The organism is Streptomyces vinaceus (assembly GCF_008704935.1).
Lineage (GTDB): Bacteria > Actinomycetota > Actinomycetes > Streptomycetales > Streptomycetaceae > Streptomyces > Streptomyces vinaceus.
Genome location: NZ_CP023692.1, coordinates 5,152,687 through 5,169,205 on the forward strand (window position 1 = coordinate 5,152,687; position 16,519 = coordinate 5,169,205).

Consider the following 16,519-nt stretch of genomic DNA (forward strand, 5'->3'; position numbering starts at 1 on the left):
CTGCGGTGGCGTGGTTACGCTCGGCTACAGACCGAAACGAACGCCGCAGGGCGTGTACTTGGGGGTGACCGCCTCATGGTCAACATCCGCGATCTCGATCCCAGCGCCTCCCCGCTGGACTACTACGGCGCGGAGCTGCGCCGCCTGCGGGAGGAGGCGCGGATGAAACAGGGCCAGCTCGGAGGCGTCGTGTTCTGCACGGCCTCGCTGATCGGGCAGATCGAAACGGCGAGGAAGGTCCCGACCCGGGACTTCTCCGAGCGGGTGGACGCGGCGCTGGGGACGGACGGGCTGTTCTCCCGACTGGTGGGGCTGGTGCTCCGGAGTCAGCTGCCGACGTGGTTCCAGCCGTATGCGGAGATGGAGGCGCGGGCTGCGTATGTCTCCTCATTCCAGGCGCAGCTGGTCTATGGGCTGCTGCAGACGGAGGAGTACGCGAGGGCGGTGCTGGGGGTGCGGACCGAGGGGGACCTCGACGCGAAGGTGGCCGCCCGAATGGAGCGGCAGCGGATACTCGACCGTGAGAACCCGCCATTGATGTGGGTGGTCATGAGCGAGGCCGTGCTGCACCAGGAGATCGGCGGCCGGGAGGTCATGCGGAACCAACTCGCCCATTTGTTGGCTCTGCGGAGGCGGGAGTGGGTCCAGGTGCAGATCCTGCCCTTTGAGGCGGGCGCCCATGCCGGGCTGATGGGAGAGTTCAGCCTCCTGAGGTTCGATGACGACCCGGACCTCGTCTATACCGAGGACTTCATCCAGGGCCACATGACGGCCAATCCGCAGGCTCTCAGGGAGGGTTCGCTCCGTTACGATCATTTGCAGGCCGCCGCGCTCTCCGTGGAGGACTCGGCGGCGCGGATCGCCCGCGTAATGGAGGAGCGTTATGGGCACCAACCAGAACCTGACGGGCGCAAGGTGGCGTAAGTCCTCGTTCAGCGGTGATACGGGCGGGAACTGTGTCGAGTGCGCCCCCCTCGGCGCCGCCGCCTGGCGGAAGGCTTCGTACAGCGGTGACACGGGCGGCGATTGCGTCGAGGTCGCCGCTCAGCCCTGCCGGATCGCCGTACGGGACTCCAAGGATCCCGAAGGCCCCGCCTTCACCGTGAGCCCCGCGGCCTTCGCCGCGTTCGTCGGCGCCCTCTAGGAGCAGAGCAGCAGACCGCAGCCCCGCGCACGAGACACCGCCCCGACGCCGTCGGGGCGGTTTTGTCTTGCCCCGGCGCACCCACTCCGCATCTGACCTTCCGTCAGAATGGAACGTGTTCTAGTCTGCCGCGCATGGGCATCGGAATCACGCAAGAACAGCGGGAGTTGGCCGCAGCCGTACGCGGCTGGGCGGCGCGCGCCGTGCCGCCCGAAGAGGTGCGCAAGCTGCTCGACACCCCGCCGCAGACCGGGGTGCGGCCCGCGTACTGGGACGCGATGGCCGCGCAGGGGCTGCTGGAGCCGCACCTGGAGGGCGGCACCCTGCTCGACCTGGCCGTCGTCGTCGAGGAGGCCGCCCGGGCGGCGCTGCCCGGGGCGTTCCTGCCGAGCGCGCTGGCCTCCGTACTGCTCGACCGGGCCGGGGCCGAGCCCCTCGCGGGGCGGGTCGGCGCCGTCGCCCTCGGGCCCGGGAGCCTGACCGCCGTCGCCGTCGAGGGCGGCGGGTACGTACTCGACGGCGAGGCTCCGCCGGTGCTGGGCGCCGGCGAGGCCGATCTGGTCCTGCTCGCCGCCGAAGCCGCGCACGGGACGTGCTGGTTCGCCGTGGACGCGGCCGCGCTGGACGTCCGTACGCACGACAGCGCCGACCCGACCCGGCCCACCGCCGAGGTGCGGGCCCGCGGGGTCACCGCCACCGCCGACCGCGCCCTCGATCTCGACACGGCCCTCGTGCGGGACCTGGCCTGCGCGCTGTTCGCCGCCGACGCCTGCGGCACCGCCGCCTGGGCGCTGCACACCGCCGCCGAGTACGCCAAGGTGCGCGAGCAGTTCGGGCGCCCGATCGGGCGGTTCCAGGGCGTCAAGCACCTGTGCGCCGACATGCTGGTACGCCTCGAACAGGCCCGGGCCCTCGCCTGGGACGCCGCCCAGGCGGCGGAGGAGCCCGCCGAGGTGCGCTCCCTCGTGGCCGCCCTCGCCGCCGGGACCGCTCTCGACGCCGCGTACTCCTGCGCCAAGGACTGCATCCAGGTACTCGGCGGGATCGGCTTCACCTGGGAGCACGACGCCCACATCCACCTGCGGCGCGCGATCGTCGCCCGCCAGCTGCTCGGCGCCGGGGACGGGCACCGGATACGGGCGGTGCGGCTCGCGGCCGGCGGCGCCCGCCGGGAGCTGCGCCTGGAACTGCCCGCGCGGGCCGAGGAGTACCGGGAACGGGCGCGGGCCGCCATCGGGCCGGCGCGCGGCCTCGACCCGGCCGCCGCCCGCCGGATCCTGGCGCCCACCGGCTACGCGGCCCCCTACCTGCCGCCCCCGTACGGACTCGGCGCCGGGCCCGTCGAACAGCTCGTCGTCCAGCAGGAGCTGGCCGCGGCCGGGGTCTCCGTCGCCGACCTGGGGATCGCCACCTGGGTCGTGCCCTCGCTGCTCGCGTACGGGACGCAGGCGCAGCGGGAGGCGTACGTCGCGCCCACGCTGCGCGGAGAGCTCACCTGGTGCCAGCTCTTCTCCGAGCCGGGGGCGGGCTCGGACCTGGCCTCGCTGCGGACCAGGGCGGAGCGCATGGCGGACGGATCCTGGAAGGTCAACGGTCAGAAGGTGTGGACGAGTTCCGCGCACAGCGCCGACTTCGGGATCCTGCTGGCCCGGACCGATCCGGACGCCCCCAAGCACAAGGGACTCGGCTACTTCGTGGTCGACATGCGGCGCACCCCCGGGATCGACGTGCGCCCGCTCAAGGAGATCACCGGCGAGGCCCTGTTCAACGAGGTCTGGTTCGACGACGTGCCGCTGCCCGCGGACGCCCTGGTCGGGGAGGCCGACGGGGGATGGAAGGTCGCCCGCAACACCCTCGGCAACGAGCGGGTCCACATGGCCGACCAGATGACCTTCGATACCGGGCTCGAAGCGCTGATCGCCCGCTCCGGCGAGCTCGACGGCGCGTACCGGGCGCGGATCGGGGCGCTCACCGCCGAGGCGCACGCCCTGGCCTGCATCGGGCTGCGCACCACGCTCCAGCAGGTGTCGGGGCTGGAGCCGGGCGCCGGTGCTTCCGTACGCAAACTCGTCCAGACCCCGCACCAGCAGCGGACCGCCGAGCTCGCGCTCGAACTGCTGGGTCCGGCGGGCGCGGTGCGGGAGGGGGCGGGGGAGCGGGCGGTGCACGGGATGCTCATGTCCCGCTGCCTGACCATCGCCGGCGGTACCACGCAGGTCCAGCTCAACGTCGTCGCCGAGCGGATCCTCGGCCTCCCCAGGGACTGAAGGGCACAGTGATGAAGTCGTACATCGTGGGCGTCGGCATGACGAAGTTCGAGAAGCCGGAGTCGCGGGACTGGCAGTACTGGGACATGGCCAAGGAGGCCGGGACGGCGGCGCTGGCGGATGCGGGGATCGGGTACGAGCAGGTGGAACAGGTGCCCGTGGGCTACTGCTTCCAGGCCTCCACGGCCGGCCAGCGGGCCGCGTACGAGCTGGGGCTGACCGGGGTGCCGGTCTACAACGTGAACAACAACTGCGCCACGGGTTCGACGGCGCTGATGATGGCGCGGCAGTTCGTGGAGGGCGGCATCAGCGACTGCGTGCTCGCGCTGGGCTTCGAGAAGATGAAGAGGGGCGCGCTGGGCGGCGGCGCGGACGCGGGCTCCGACTTCAAGACCTCGCCGGTGGCCCGGCACTACGGGATCATGGCCGCCGGGCACGGCTTCGAGATGTCCCCGCCGACCGCGCAGATCTTCGGGAACGCGGCGCGCGAGCACATGGAGCGGTACGGGACCACGGCCGCGCAGCTGGCGGCGGTCGGGGCGAAGAACCACCGGCACTCGGCGAACAACCCGAACGCGCAGTTCCAGGACGTGTACACGGTCGAGGAGATCCTGGCGGCGAAGCCGATCCACGAGCCGCTGACGAAGCTCCAGTGCTCACCGACCTCGGACGGGGCCGCGGCGGCGGTCGTCGTCTCGGAGCGGTTCGTGGTCGCGCACGGGCTGCACGACAAGGCGGTGGAGATCGTCGCGCAGGCGATGACGACGGACACGGAGGACTCGTTCGCCTCCGGCTCGTGCATCGACGTGGTCGGCAAGCCGATGACGCGGGCGGCGGGGCGGCAGGTGTTCTCGGCGTCCGGGCTCGGGATCGAGGACGTGGACGTGATCGAGCTGCACGACTGCTTCTCCGTCAACGAGCTGCTGACGTACGAGGCGCTGGGCATGTGCGACGAGGGCGCCGGCGGGAAGCTGGTGGAGTCGGGCGCGACCACGTACGGCGGGCGGTGGGTGGTGAACCCCTCCGGGGGCCTCATCTCGAAGGGGCACCCGCTGGGCGCGACGGGGCTGGCGCAGGCGGCGGAACTGGTCTGGCAGCTGCGCGGCCAGGCCGGCCCCCGCCAGGTCGCCGGCGCCCGCGTGGGCCTGGCGCACAACATAGGCCTGGGCGGCGCGGCGGTGGTGACGATGCTGCGGCGGGGCTGACCGTAGCTGGTTTCAGACCGCGTACATGACGATGACGGTCTGCCGCTGTCCCGTTGGGGATAGCGGCAGACCGTCATTTCGTACGGCGGTATTGCTACGGCGTCGGGACGGGCAGGGACGTCGTGGTCAGGGCTGGAACGCTCCAACGCTGAGCGTCAGAGAGGTTGCAGTCGTACAGCCAGAGTGGGGTACCTGGAGTGGTGTTCAAATTCCCCAGGTCGATGCAGCGGCCGGAGACCGGGTTGTAGAACGAGCTGTCGGCTCGGGGTACGAACTGCTGGTTCGGGCGGCCATGGCAGGTATAGAGCATGAGCAGGGTGGTGTTTGCCGTCGCCTCGTTGCTGGCGTCGAGGCACTTGCCTTGAATGCGGAGCGTTCCGTCGCCCCGCACCTCGAAATTCTGAGCCGGGGTGCCGTTGCAGCGGGCGATCTGGATCTTGTTGCCGTCGTCGGGCCTGGCGTTGTCATTGTCCATGCAGTTGGCGGGGGAACCGGTCAGCGCGATCGGCCCAGCCGCCCCGGGAGCAGTGGGGGTTGCCGCGTAGGAGTAGACGGCGAAGTTGCTGATCCCGCCCGTCAGGCTGTCCTGCGGCTTCCCGTCGGCTTTGAACCGGCCGAATACGAGCGGGCCGGACGAAGTAGGGCTGGTCGACGCCTGATGCTGTCCGCTGCTGGCCAGGACGCCGTTGACGTAGAGGCTCATGAGGCCGCTCTGGGCGTTGTAGACGGCAGTGAGGCGTGTCCACGCACCGGGAGTGAAGCGCGCGGCGTCATTGGCCGCGTAGGTGTAGTCGAACGGCCATCCATCGGTGTCGCCGTTGGCCAGAGCGAAATGCCACTGGGACGAATTGGCGTCCGCGTAGAGGATGAATGAACTGGTGCGAGTCAAGTCCTGACTGGCGATGATGCTGGTGGCGGATCCGGGCTTGGCCCAGGTACTGATGGTGAAGCTCTTCTGAGTGTCGACGACGGGGCCGTTGGCCGTGATGGTCGACTGGGCTCCCTTGAATTCCGCGTAGTCGGTCGGCCTGCCGCCGATAGCGCCAGACGACCACGTTACGCCGGACACCGTCGCCGGGTACTTTCCATCGGTACTCGGCGTTGTGTTGCCACTCTGTCCTGTCAGCTTCCACTGGGCTGCCGGCACGTTGAGATTGCCGAGTGAGACGGCGGACGGCGAGAACCCGGTGACGGTTCCGTTGAAGGCCAGAAGTTGCTGGCCGGTGTTGATCGCCCACAGGTCGGCAAGACCGTCGCCGTTCAGATCCCCGTAGGAGCCGACCTGCGGGTACACCGCCGCGTCGAGCGTTGCGATCGCTGCCGAGGGCGCCTGAGTCGAAGGAGGCGCCAGCAGCGCGGTGGGAACGCCGTTGGCATCGAACTTCAGCGCGTAGCTGTAGATGCGGCCGGTGGCGTCGTCGCGGGCCCAGAGCGTCGGTGTGTTTCCGATCTTGCCCGGCGCGATGAGGGTGGTACGGGACCAGTCGCCGGAGCCGAGCAGCATGCCCTGGTCAAGGTGCAGGCCGCCGGAGGAGGCACCGGGGTAGTACCAGAGACGGTTGTCCTCGACGGTGATCAGGTCTGCGAGCCCCAGCGTGTTGTCGAAGCTGCCTGGGGCAAGAATCTGAGAGACCTTGGACCAGTCCGCCACGTAGCCGGTGCACTGCGCTGCCGCATTACAGGCCGGCTTGCTCGAAATGTGCATGACCTGCTGGGTGAGGCTGAAGTGTCCCGGCGTCCCGTTGGCGGACGCGTCGTTTCCGTACGCGTACAGCTGATGCGTGTTCCTGTTGTAGGCGAAGATGTCGTCCACACCCGACTGGCTGAGGCTGCCGCGGTGCGTGACGAGGTAGTTGTCCCAGGCGGTGTTGTCGGGGCTCTGGGCCGATGTCGAGGCGGTGATGGCGGTGGCGGACGCGTCGGTGTTGCCCGGGATGAGGAGGAGGCTTCCGCTGCCGCTCCGGTCCGGCCTCAGCGTGTCCGGTATCCCGTCGCCCGTGACGTCTCCGGCGGTGACCGGCGTTGCCGGGTTCCACGGAGCGTAGAAACTGTATCCGGCGGGCCGCGCGTTGTTGGCCCCGTCCACCGCCTGGACGTAAAGGGTGTGGGTGCCCCACTGCTGGGCGGTGAGGTTGATCGGGATATTGGCGGTGGCAGCGCCGTTCGCGTCGGGAGTGACGGCGATCGACTGTGCGCCGGTCGTGGGGATGGGCGTGTCGAGGGAGTATTCGAATCGCCGGATGTCGCTCCTGATGCAGGCCGAGAGATCACATCCGGCGGGGGTGGTGTCCTTGCTGGACACGGCGATGGTGATTCCGGAGTCGCCGGCGTGTGCGGTGGGCGTGCGGCCGCTGGCGAGCGGCGGGAACGCCTTCGAATCGGCGAAGGCGACAGCGGTGGGGGGAGTCAGGTCGACCTTGAAGCCGCAGTACGAGGTCCAGGGGCCTTCCAGGGTGCCGTCGAAGGCTTTCACGCTCCAGCCGTACGCATGGCCGTCGGCGAGGGCGAGACCCACGTTGGTACGCGCCGTGGTTCCGGGCGCGACGTAGCTGCTCCTGGGCTGAGACACGGTGGCGGGAGCGCCGCTGCCGTTGTTCTTCATGTCGTCCCAGACCTGATAGACGGCCTGGAGGTTCACGCCCTCCATCGGAGTCGTCAGGCGGGCGTTGAGCGTGAGGTTGGTAGTCGCGTAGCTGACGGCCGTCCTACCGATCCAGCCCCGAGACCCGTTGTTGCAGGCCGGGCCGCCGGGGTTCGCGGAGTCGGGAGTGGTGCTCGGGGAGTCCGGAGCGTAGGGCGGGATGTCGAAGACCGTGACCAGGTACGGGTTGGTGCTGAACCGCATGAATCCGAGGTTCGACACCGTCTTTCGGCTGTCGCCGTAGAGGCCGAAGGTCCAGGTGTCGGCATCCTGCGATGCCCCTTGCCTGATGCGGTCGGTGACGTCGAAGTTCGCGCTCTTGTAGCCGCAGTCGTTGGCCGGGCTGGCGCTGGAGATCTGCTGGGTCCCGATCGTGGCGATCGCACTGGGCCGCTTGTTCCAGTTGGTTCCGCTGCTGATGCCGTTGGTGTGCTTCAGGGTGAGTGGCCACGTGTTGGAGCAGCCGTGGTCCGCGCCGTAGGTCTCGGTGAGGTACAGAGTCGACTTCTGGATCACCATCTGCGGTGTCAGAGCACTCGTGTTGATCTCGAAGAACGATTCCTGCATTCCGAAGCAGTTGGAGGTGTACTGCTGGTAGCCGACCCCTTCCCCCCAGTCCTGCGCGGTGTCGTAGGTGTTCGCCCCCGGGCACCCTTCCTGGGCCACCACGTAGTGGCCGGTCCCGGAGGTGACGGGGTTGACGACAGGGTCGATGAAGACGGGGTAGGAGGTCGTCGGGCCGGTCAGCAGATCCAGGTCGGGGGTCAAGGTCACGGCCTCGGCCTGCGCCGAGATACCGATCGGCCTGACCTGGGCGCCTTCCCCGGGGCGTGTTGCCGACGACCGTGCCGGAGTCTCGGCTGGGGGCGCTGGAGGAGTACCGGTGCCCTCGGCGGCCACGGTTGTTCGGCCGGCGACGAAGCTCTTGCTCGGAAGGCCCTTGGGGGCGGCAGAGGTGGTGGAGTCCCACATGAGGGGGGTGGCACTGGTGAATGCCGGAGCCCCTTCAGGTGTGGTGACCTGAAGGTTGCCGGCGTCGTCGCTGCCCATGGTGAGGCCGTCGGCCTTCGCGGCCAGCCGAAGGCTGCGCAGTGCGGGGTTCGCCGCCGCCTCGGCATTGCGGACGATCAGCACCTCGCTGAACGCGCCCTGATCACTGACGGATGCCTGGAGGTCCACCCCGGGGAAGACGTCCGCGTACAGCGCGCTGCTGCCGTTGACTCGGGGCGTCGGCAGCGAGACGGGGAAGGACAGGCCGAGGCGCTTGCCTGCGCCATTCGTCAGTGTGGCCAGTGGGCCGGTACCGCCGCCGGAGAGCGAGACGCCGGCAGGTGTGGCGAGCGGGCTGTACGTGCCGTCCGCGTTGTGCTGCAGGGTGGCATCGAGGGGATTCCACTTCCCCGACTTCAGTACGCGAACAGGCTTGATGTAGGACGTGGTGCTGAGGGTGCCGTCCGGGTTCGCGAGGGTTTCCGTGGTCGCGGTGGTCATCGTGGTGACCGGGACCGGCTTCCGCTCGGCCTTGGCCTGCTGGAGGGCCTTCGGCAGTGCGCCCACGGGGGGCGGGGTCTCCGTGGCGGATTGCGTGACGCGCGATGGGTCCGGCGTGGCCGCAAGTGCGGCCGCGGGTGCGGCAAGCACGAGCCCCAGAGATGTGACCAATCCGACAGTGCGTCTGGTGTGTTGATGCTGATGGCGGCGCATGAGCGCTGTTTCCCCCCAAAGTGTGGCGTACTGAAGGCTCCACCCCCGCGCCCCCGTGCGCCGAACTCGTCGGCTTCATGGGCGAGTACCGCCCGGGCGAGAGAGGATTCGCGGGAAGGGTATTGCGTTTGCATGTACACGGCAATACTGTTCCGCTGATCTTGTGGGGCCTGTCGTGGCCCCTTCTATTTTTCGGCCCTCTTGGGCCGCGCACTTGGGGTGGGGACTGTCGAGGTGCGTACATCGATACGCTGGCCTGCGCATATGGCCGGAAAAAGCCTGCGGAGACGGGTAGTTGCTGTCGTGGCCATGACTGCCGCGATGTCGCTCGTCGTACCGCTGGCCAATGCAGAGACCGTTGGCGGATACCGTTACACGGGCAAATCCTGGGAGGATGGTGAACTGCCGGACCTGCCCGTGGTCAAGGGGCACCCGGTAGGCCAGGCACCCAAGCAGGCGGCACCCCGCGTACCTCAGGGTGCGCGTGAGATGCGCGTGCACACGCCCAAGACGCCCAAGTGGCCCGCCGCACGGACGGAAACCGTCACGGTTGCCCACCCGTCGCAGCGGGTTCGAAACATGGGCAAGTCCGCGGACAGCGGTATGGCTCCGGCAGGGGCGCCCGTGCAGGCGGGCTCGTCGCCCGTCTGGATCGCGCCGGCTGCATCTGAGGCGACCGCCCGCTCCCGCTCGATGCCCGGGGCGGCAAACGTTCCCGCTCCCGACAGCCGCCCGACCACGGTCCGGGTGGAGACGGCCGGCCGGAAGCAGGCCGCCTCGGCCAACGTGAACGGAATGCTGGTCGGTCTCACGCCTGCCGACGGAGCTTCCTCCAGCGGCAAGGTTTCCGTGGGGCTCGACTACAGCGCACTGGCAGACGCCTACGGTGGCGGTTGGGCCTCGCGACTGCACCTCGTGTCCATGCCGGGCTGTGCACTCACCACTCCCGACGTCGCGGCGTGCCGCGTCCAGCAGCCACTGAAGACGGTCAACGATCCGAAGGGCCAGCGCCTCACTGCCGATGTGAATCTCGGCTCCGGCGCGGCTTCCTTCAGGGATGCGGTGCTGTCCGCTCAGCAGCGGACGATGGCATCGGCTGCGGGCACTCAAGCCGTGGCCGTGGCCGCCGTGTCGGGCACGGCCGGATCGCAGGGCGACTTCGGGGCGACTTCCCTCTCGGCCTCGGGCTCGTGGGCGCAGTCGGCTTCTGGTGCATTCACGTACAGCTACCCGGTGGCGGTACCGCCGTCCTTGGGCGGAACTGCGCCGTCCGTGGCTCTCACCTACAACTCACAGTCCGTCGATGGAAAGACGTCGGCCCGCAACTCGCAGTCCTCATGGATCGGCGACGGCTGGTCCTACACCCCCGGGTTCATCGAGCGCTCGTACAAGCCCTGCAAGTACTCGGGCATCGAGGACTCCGGGGACATGTGCTGGGCGGGCTACAACGCCACCCTGTCGCTCGGCGCCCACACCGGACAGCTCGTGCGCGGCAGTGACGGCGTCTACCGGCTGGAGTCCGACGACGGCACCAAGATCGAGCGGCTGACCGGCGCGACGAACAACCTCTGGGACGGCGAGTACTTCAAGGTCACCACGACCGACGGCACCGCCTACTACCTCGGACTCAACCACGCGCCCGGCACGTCCGGGGACACCGCGACCAACAGCGCCTGGGGCGTTCCGGTCTACCACCCCAAGTCGGGCGACCCGTGCTACAGCTCGTCCAAGGGCAACGCCTCGCAATGTGACAAGCAGCTCGGCTACCGCTTCAATCTGGACTTCGTCGTCGACCCTCAGGGCAACGTCCAGCGGTACGACTACGCGACCGAGTCGAACTACTACAACATGGGTTACGGCCAGGTCGCCAAGGACGGCAAGGGCGGCACCCTCACCCAGTACACGCGCTCGGGGAACCTGACCCGCATCTCGTACGGCTACAAGCTCGCCGACGCCGTCGCAGGCAAGGACCCGGCGGCACGGGTCAACTTCGGTACCAAGCAGCGGTGCACCACATCGGACACGGTGTGCGCGGACGGCAACCTGTCCAAGGACACGGCCAAGAACTGGCCCGACGTCCCGTATGACATCAATTGCCCGTCCGACTACGAGACCGAGGGCGAGGGCGACGACGTCTGCCGGTTCGGCTCGCCCACCTTCTGGTCCACGTACCGGCTCAAGGACATCACCACCCAGGTCAAGCTCGGCACCGCCTGGCAGGACGTCGACGCCTACACGCTGACCCACGTCTTCTCGGACGCGGGCGGAGTCATGGACCCCGTCACGGGAAAGACCGGCAAGACGGAGAGCGCCGGCATGCTCCAGTCGGTGATGTGGCTGTCCTCGATCCAGCACACCGGTCGTGACACCACGGCCGGGAGCAGCACGCCCTTGACCCTCGACCCGGTCACGTTCACCGGTATCGAGATGGACAACCGCGTCGACGGCCTGGAGCCGGCGGCTCCGCCGCTGTACCGCCCCCGTATCTCCAGCGTCCGGACCGAGTCCGGCGAATCCTCGGCGGTCACCTACCGCGACCCCGAGTGCTCCCGCACCAAGAACACGATGCCGGCTTCGGCCGATACCAACACGATGGCTTGCTACCCGGTCAACTGGTACCCGTCGGGTGCGGCCGAGCCGGTAGCCGACTGGTTCGTCAAGACCCTGGTCACCCGGGTGGTCAACAGCGACCTCACCAAGGCCGGCTCGCCGGCCAAGGTCACGAGCTACGCCTACGACGGAGGCGCGGCCTGGCACCGCGACGACTCCGAGCTCACCGACGACCAGTACCGGACCTGGAACGACTTCCGCGGGTACCGCAGCGTCACCACGACCTCAGGCGAGGCTCCGGACCCGATCACCCAGACCGTCTCCACGTACTTGCAAGGTATGGACGGCGACTACAAGCAGGACGGCACCAAGCGCTCCGTCTCGCTGACGAACTCGCTGGGGGAGTCCTTCCCCGACAGTGACTGGCTGGCAGGCGCCACCCTGGAGTCTCAGACCTTCACCGCCGCCGGCGGCACGGTCACGGCGAAGACCCTCAACGGGCCGCTCACCACGGTGGACACCGGCTCCAGTGCGCGGACGGCCTGGACCTCGAAGGAGCCGGCCCCGGCCAGCCTCTCGACGCTGCCCGACCTCGTGTCCCGGCGTTCGACGGAGGTGACCAACCGGTCGATGGGGCTGCTGTCCGGCGGCACCTGGCGGACCTCCAAGAAGGTCACGACGTACGACGATCTCGGCCGGGCCCACCAGGTCGACGACAAGGGTGACGTCACCGCTCCCGAGCAGGAGACCTGCACCACCACCAACTATGCATCGGCACCCTCGGACAACCCGATGATGCTGATGTACCCGAGCGAGACCATCTCGGTCTCCGGCCCCTGCAGCACCGCGCCCGGCAAAGACACGACCCTCAGCCACAAGCGGATCTTCTACGACGGTGACGGCTCCGTGACCAGCCCCGGCACCTACGGGAAGCTGGGCCAGGCCTGGGCATCGGACGGGAAGACCCACTCGGTCGGCCAGATGACGGCCGTGCAGGTCGCCACCAAGTACGACGGCGCGGGCGCGCCGGTGTTCCAGACGAACAGCGGTGTGGTCTACGACGACTACGGCCGCATCACCAAGCAGACCGATGCGGCCTCACAGGCCACCACCACCGCGTTCTCCCCGGCCACGGGCACACTGCCCACACAGGTCACCACGACCTACCCGCAGCCGTACAACTGGACCACCACGACGGAGCTGTCCCCGACGCGCGGCCTCAACAAGCGGTCGGTCGACATCAACGGGCGTGTCACCAGCAGTACCTACGACACTCTGGGGCGGCGCACCGCGGTCTGGACGCCGGGCCGTGACCAGGCCACGCAGACCCCGGACCGCAAGTTCACCTACTCCGTCAACGGAGCGGGCGACAGCCCGAACCCGTCGGCCGTCACCACCGAGACCCTCCGCGAGGACGGGAGCTACGGCAAGTCCGTCACGATCTACGACGGACTGCTGCGGGTCCGCCAGCAGCAGTCGACGACGGCGGACAACTCCGAGGGCCGACTCATCTCGTCGACCTCGTACGACAGCCACGGCTGGACGGCCTCCAGCATCGCGACCTACGCGGACCCCACCACGGCTCCCGGTACCACGATGTGGGTGGAGACCGAGAACACGGTCCCGAACCAGACCCGCCAGGTCTACGACGGACAGGGCCGGGTCACGGCCAGCCAGCAGTGGTCGAAGGGAGCCAAGCTCTGGGAGGCCACCACGGCCTACCCGGGCGTCGAAAAGACGGTCAGCACGCCGCCCAAGGGTGGTCAGGCATCCGTCAGTTACACCAATGCCATCGGCCAGACGACGGCCACCCAGACCCTCGACACCACGGCGGACCGCAAGCTGACTGCCGGCACCGTCATCCAGTCGGGCACGAGCTTCTCGTCGAAGAGCGTCCGGCTCGACATGCAGGCGGACGGCAACCTCGTCCTGACGGGCATCGCCAACGGAAAGGCGCTGTGGTCTTCGGGCACCGGCGGCAACCCGGGCGCGAGCGCGACGGTCCGCGCCGACGGCAACCTGGTCGTCACCAGCACCACCGGAACGGCTCTGTGGACTTCCGGCACCGGTACCGCCGGAGCCACCGGTGGATACGCCTACGTCAAGGGCGACGGCAACTTCCGCATGTACAACGCCGCGGGAACGGCCATCTGGTCGTCGGGCACCGCGGGCAAGGCCGCTGCCGCAGACACCAAGACCTCGTACACGTACACGCCCGCCGGCAACGTCAAGTCCATCAGCGACACCGCCGGCAACAAGTGGACCTACACCTACGATCTCCTCGGTCAGAAGACCTCGCAGACGGACCCGGACACGGGCCTCTCGACGTACGGCTACGACCTCTTCGGCCGGCAGATCCTGAGCACCGACGCGCTGGGTAAGAGCATCTCGACGACCTACGACTCGCTCGGTCGCCCGACCGGGGAATACGAGGGCACCAGCACCACCGACCAGTCCAAGAAGCTGGCCGAGTGGACGTACGACACCCTCCTCAAGGGGCGTCAGACCTCCTCGACCCGCTTCGTGGGTGGTGCGGGTGGCAAGGCCTACACGAAGAAGATCAACGGCTACAACACTGCCTACCAGCCCACCGGCTCGACCGTGGTCATCCCCGCGGGTGAGGGCAAGCTCGCCGGTACTTACACGGCGAGTGCCGAGTACACGCCCAACGTGGGACTGCTGCAGTCCTCCACCTTCGGCGCCGATGGAGGGCTGCCGGCCGAGACGGTCGGCTACGGCTACAACCTCCAGGGACTTGAGACGGAGTTCGGCTCCCGCACCACCGCGTACCTCAACAAGACCCTCTACACGCCGCTCGGCCAGGTAATCCAGTCCACGTACGGCCTCTACGGGAAGCAGTTCCGCACGGCCCAGACGTACGACCAGGCGACGAGCCGGCTGGCCACCAACACGGTGAGCCTGCAGACCAGCAGCAACAGCCCGATCGACGCCACCACCTACGCCTATGACGAGGCCGGCAACCTCACCGGCACGTCGACGGTGCAGTCGACCGCCGGTGCGGTCACCGGTACCGACACGCAGTGCTTCCTCTACGACGGGCAGAACCGCCTGGCGCAGGCGTGGACGGACACCAAGGGCCTCGCAGCCGCGAAGCCCGGCCAGATATCCAAGTGCAACACCGCACTGCCGGCGGCAGCCACGCTCGGCGGGCCCAACCCGTACTGGCAGACCTACACGTACAACCTGCTCGGTGACCGCACCCAGCAAGTCAAGCACGACACCTCGGGCAACCCGCTCAAGAACGTCACGCAGAACATCACCTACCCGGGCAACGGCACCACGCCCGCCACCCAGCCCAACACGGCGACCACCATCACCACCACGGGGCCGGACGGCACGACCACTCTCACCCCGCACTACGACGCCGTGGGCAACACCACCAGCCGGGACACCAAGGTCGGCACGGCGGCGGCCACGACCCAGACGTTCACCTACAACGCCAAGGGCCGTACCGACACCGTCGTCACCCCCAAGCCCGCTGGTGGGACGCAGACCTCCAACTACCTGTACGACGCCGACGGCGACCTGTTGATCCAGCGCGGGTCGGACGGTGACACGCTCTACCTCTTCGGTGGCGCAGAACAGCTCAACCTGAACAAGACGTCGAACACCGTCGCAGGCCTGCGCAACTACAAGGGCCCGGACGGCACCAAGATCACCCGCTCCTCCACCGGCGCGGTCGTCTACCAGGCCACCAACCCCCAGAACACGTCCACGCTCCAGGTCGACGCGGCGACGCTGAACGTCACCCGCAGGGCTTTCGACCCGTACGGAGCTCAGCGGGGCCCGGCCCCGCCGAGCTGGGCCGACAACCGCGGATATCTGGGCCAGCCCACGGACACGGCCACCGGCCTGAGTCTTCTCGGCGCCCGCAACTACGACCCGGTCATAGGCCGGTTCCTCACGTGCGACCCGGTCTTCGAGGCCGGTGACCCGAACCAGATGGGCGGCTACGCCTATGCGGGTAACGACCCCATCAATGCCAGCGACCCTTCGGGCCTATTCAGCCTCGGCGACATCGCCGACTTCCTCGTCGGTGGTGTCGACGGAGTCTTCGGCGGTTTCAACGATATTTGGATGAACCCGGTCGGCTGGGCCCTCGACAACTGCGTCGACACCTGGAACGGCGACAACGAGACCTTCAACGACTGGACGGGCTGGGAAGGCAGCGACTACGAGGTCCCCAATCTCTGGGGCGACGCGCCGATGGCCGACCTCACCGGCACCGACACGAGCTCAGAGAAGTACCATGAGGGCTTCTGGACTGGCGTCATCGGCTCGGTGGTCGCCGATGGCGTAGGAGCGGTCAAGGCATACAAGGCATTCCGTGCCGCCAGGGCAGCGGCAAAGGCCGCGGAAGGTAGTGCCGCTCCTCTGAAGAAGCTCGTCGACGACGACGTCCCCACCCCGTCGGCGAAGGAAGCCCCACACGAAAACGCCCCGGACACCACGGCCCCGAGCGATCCAGCATCCGGGACTCCGGCCGCGCCGTCAGCTGCGGCGAGCCCTGCCCCACAGGGTCCGCGAGGCGTTACAGACCGAGGGGTTGCCGGCAAGAAGGTTCCCCAGCCGTACCGATACACCGAACCGGCACCCGCCGACTGGAGCCCTGAGGGGCAGCTTGCACGAGGCGAAGAACTGGCGCGGGCCGCAGCGGTCTCAGAGGCGCAAACCGCTCCGAAGCGAAGGACATACGTATCTGGTTACCACGTTGAAACCGGTGAATTGGCGGTCGCCGGGTCCGGTGCTCACCCAGTCAACTGCACCCGGAGTTACTGCGCAGAAGGCAACGTCGTAGCGCTCCTGGGGGGTGACTGGACGAAGGTTGTGTTCGGAAGGGCTTTTCACAACACGGGGAGCTTCAGAGCTCCAGATGTCCAGGTGAAGCGTGTGTGCGAGAAGTGTCAGTTGGATTACCCGAGGAGTTCCTTTGCTCCCAACGTGACACCGGAGCCGGGCGGCCGTTGGTCCGAGGTAGACGACTAGA

Annotated in this window: 6 protein-coding genes; 5 read left to right on the forward strand and 1 reads right to left on the reverse strand. The window is 68.4% G+C overall.

The annotated features are described in order from the left end of the window. Positions 1 to 75: 75 nt before the first annotated feature. From CP980_RS23280 to CP980_RS23295, 4 genes are all read left to right on the forward strand, one after another. Positions 76 to 924 carry a helix-turn-helix domain-containing protein gene (locus CP980_RS23280; RefSeq protein WP_150528998.1) on the forward strand — a complete coding sequence of 283 codons (849 nt, stop codon included), beginning with the start codon at positions 76 to 78 and terminating at the stop codon, positions 922 to 924. Further along, positions 884 to 1,144, forward strand: coding sequence for a DUF397 domain-containing protein (locus CP980_RS23285; RefSeq protein ID WP_150528999.1), 261 nt, complete (start codon positions 884 to 886; stop codon positions 1,142 to 1,144). The genes CP980_RS23280 and CP980_RS23285 overlap by 41 nt, the downstream gene beginning before the upstream one ends. Before the next feature lie 134 nt (positions 1,145 to 1,278). Next, positions 1,279 to 3,411, forward strand: coding sequence for an acyl-CoA dehydrogenase family protein (locus tag CP980_RS23290; RefSeq protein WP_150529000.1), 2,133 nt, complete (start codon positions 1,279 to 1,281; stop codon positions 3,409 to 3,411). Between the two features lie 11 nt (positions 3,412 to 3,422). Next, entirely contained in the window at positions 3,423 to 4,616 is a 1,194-nt protein-coding gene (locus CP980_RS23295) for a lipid-transfer protein (protein WP_132755652.1), read from the forward strand. A 94-nt stretch (positions 4,617 to 4,710) separates the two neighbouring features. Here the strand turns inward: CP980_RS23295 and CP980_RS23300 are convergent, their stop codons facing one another. Further along, a complete protein-coding gene (locus CP980_RS23300) occupies positions 4,711 to 8,814 on the reverse strand; it encodes a ricin-type beta-trefoil lectin domain protein (protein WP_150529001.1) in 4,104 nt (1,367 codons plus the stop codon). 840 nt (positions 8,815 to 9,654) lie between these two features. On the opposite strand from CP980_RS23300, the gene CP980_RS23305 reads away from it, so the two are divergent. Beyond that, the gene (locus CP980_RS23305; protein ID WP_150529002.1) at positions 9,655 to 16,518 is read left to right on the forward strand and encodes an RHS repeat-associated core domain-containing protein; all 6,864 of its coding nucleotides are present in this window, start codon (positions 9,655 to 9,657) and stop codon (positions 16,516 to 16,518) included. The last annotated feature ends 1 nt before the right edge of the window (position 16,519 follow it).

Excerpts from the sequence above, each read along its gene's own strand:
- CP980_RS23290 (WP_150529000.1), top strand. The coding sequence starts at position 1,279 with ATGGGCATCGGAATCACGCAAGAACAGCGGGAGTTGGCCGCAGCCGTA.
- CP980_RS23285 (WP_150528999.1), top strand. The coding sequence starts at position 884 with ATGGGCACCAACCAGAACCTGACGGGCGCAAGGTGGCGTAAGTCCTCG.
- CP980_RS23305 (WP_150529002.1), top strand. The coding sequence starts at position 9,655 with ATGCCCGGGGCGGCAAACGTTCCCGCTCCCGACAGCCGCCCGACCACG.
- CP980_RS23295 (WP_132755652.1), top strand. The coding sequence starts at position 3,423 with ATGAAGTCGTACATCGTGGGCGTCGGCATGACGAAGTTCGAGAAGCCG.
- CP980_RS23280 (WP_150528998.1), top strand. The coding sequence starts at position 76 with ATGGTCAACATCCGCGATCTCGATCCCAGCGCCTCCCCGCTGGACTAC.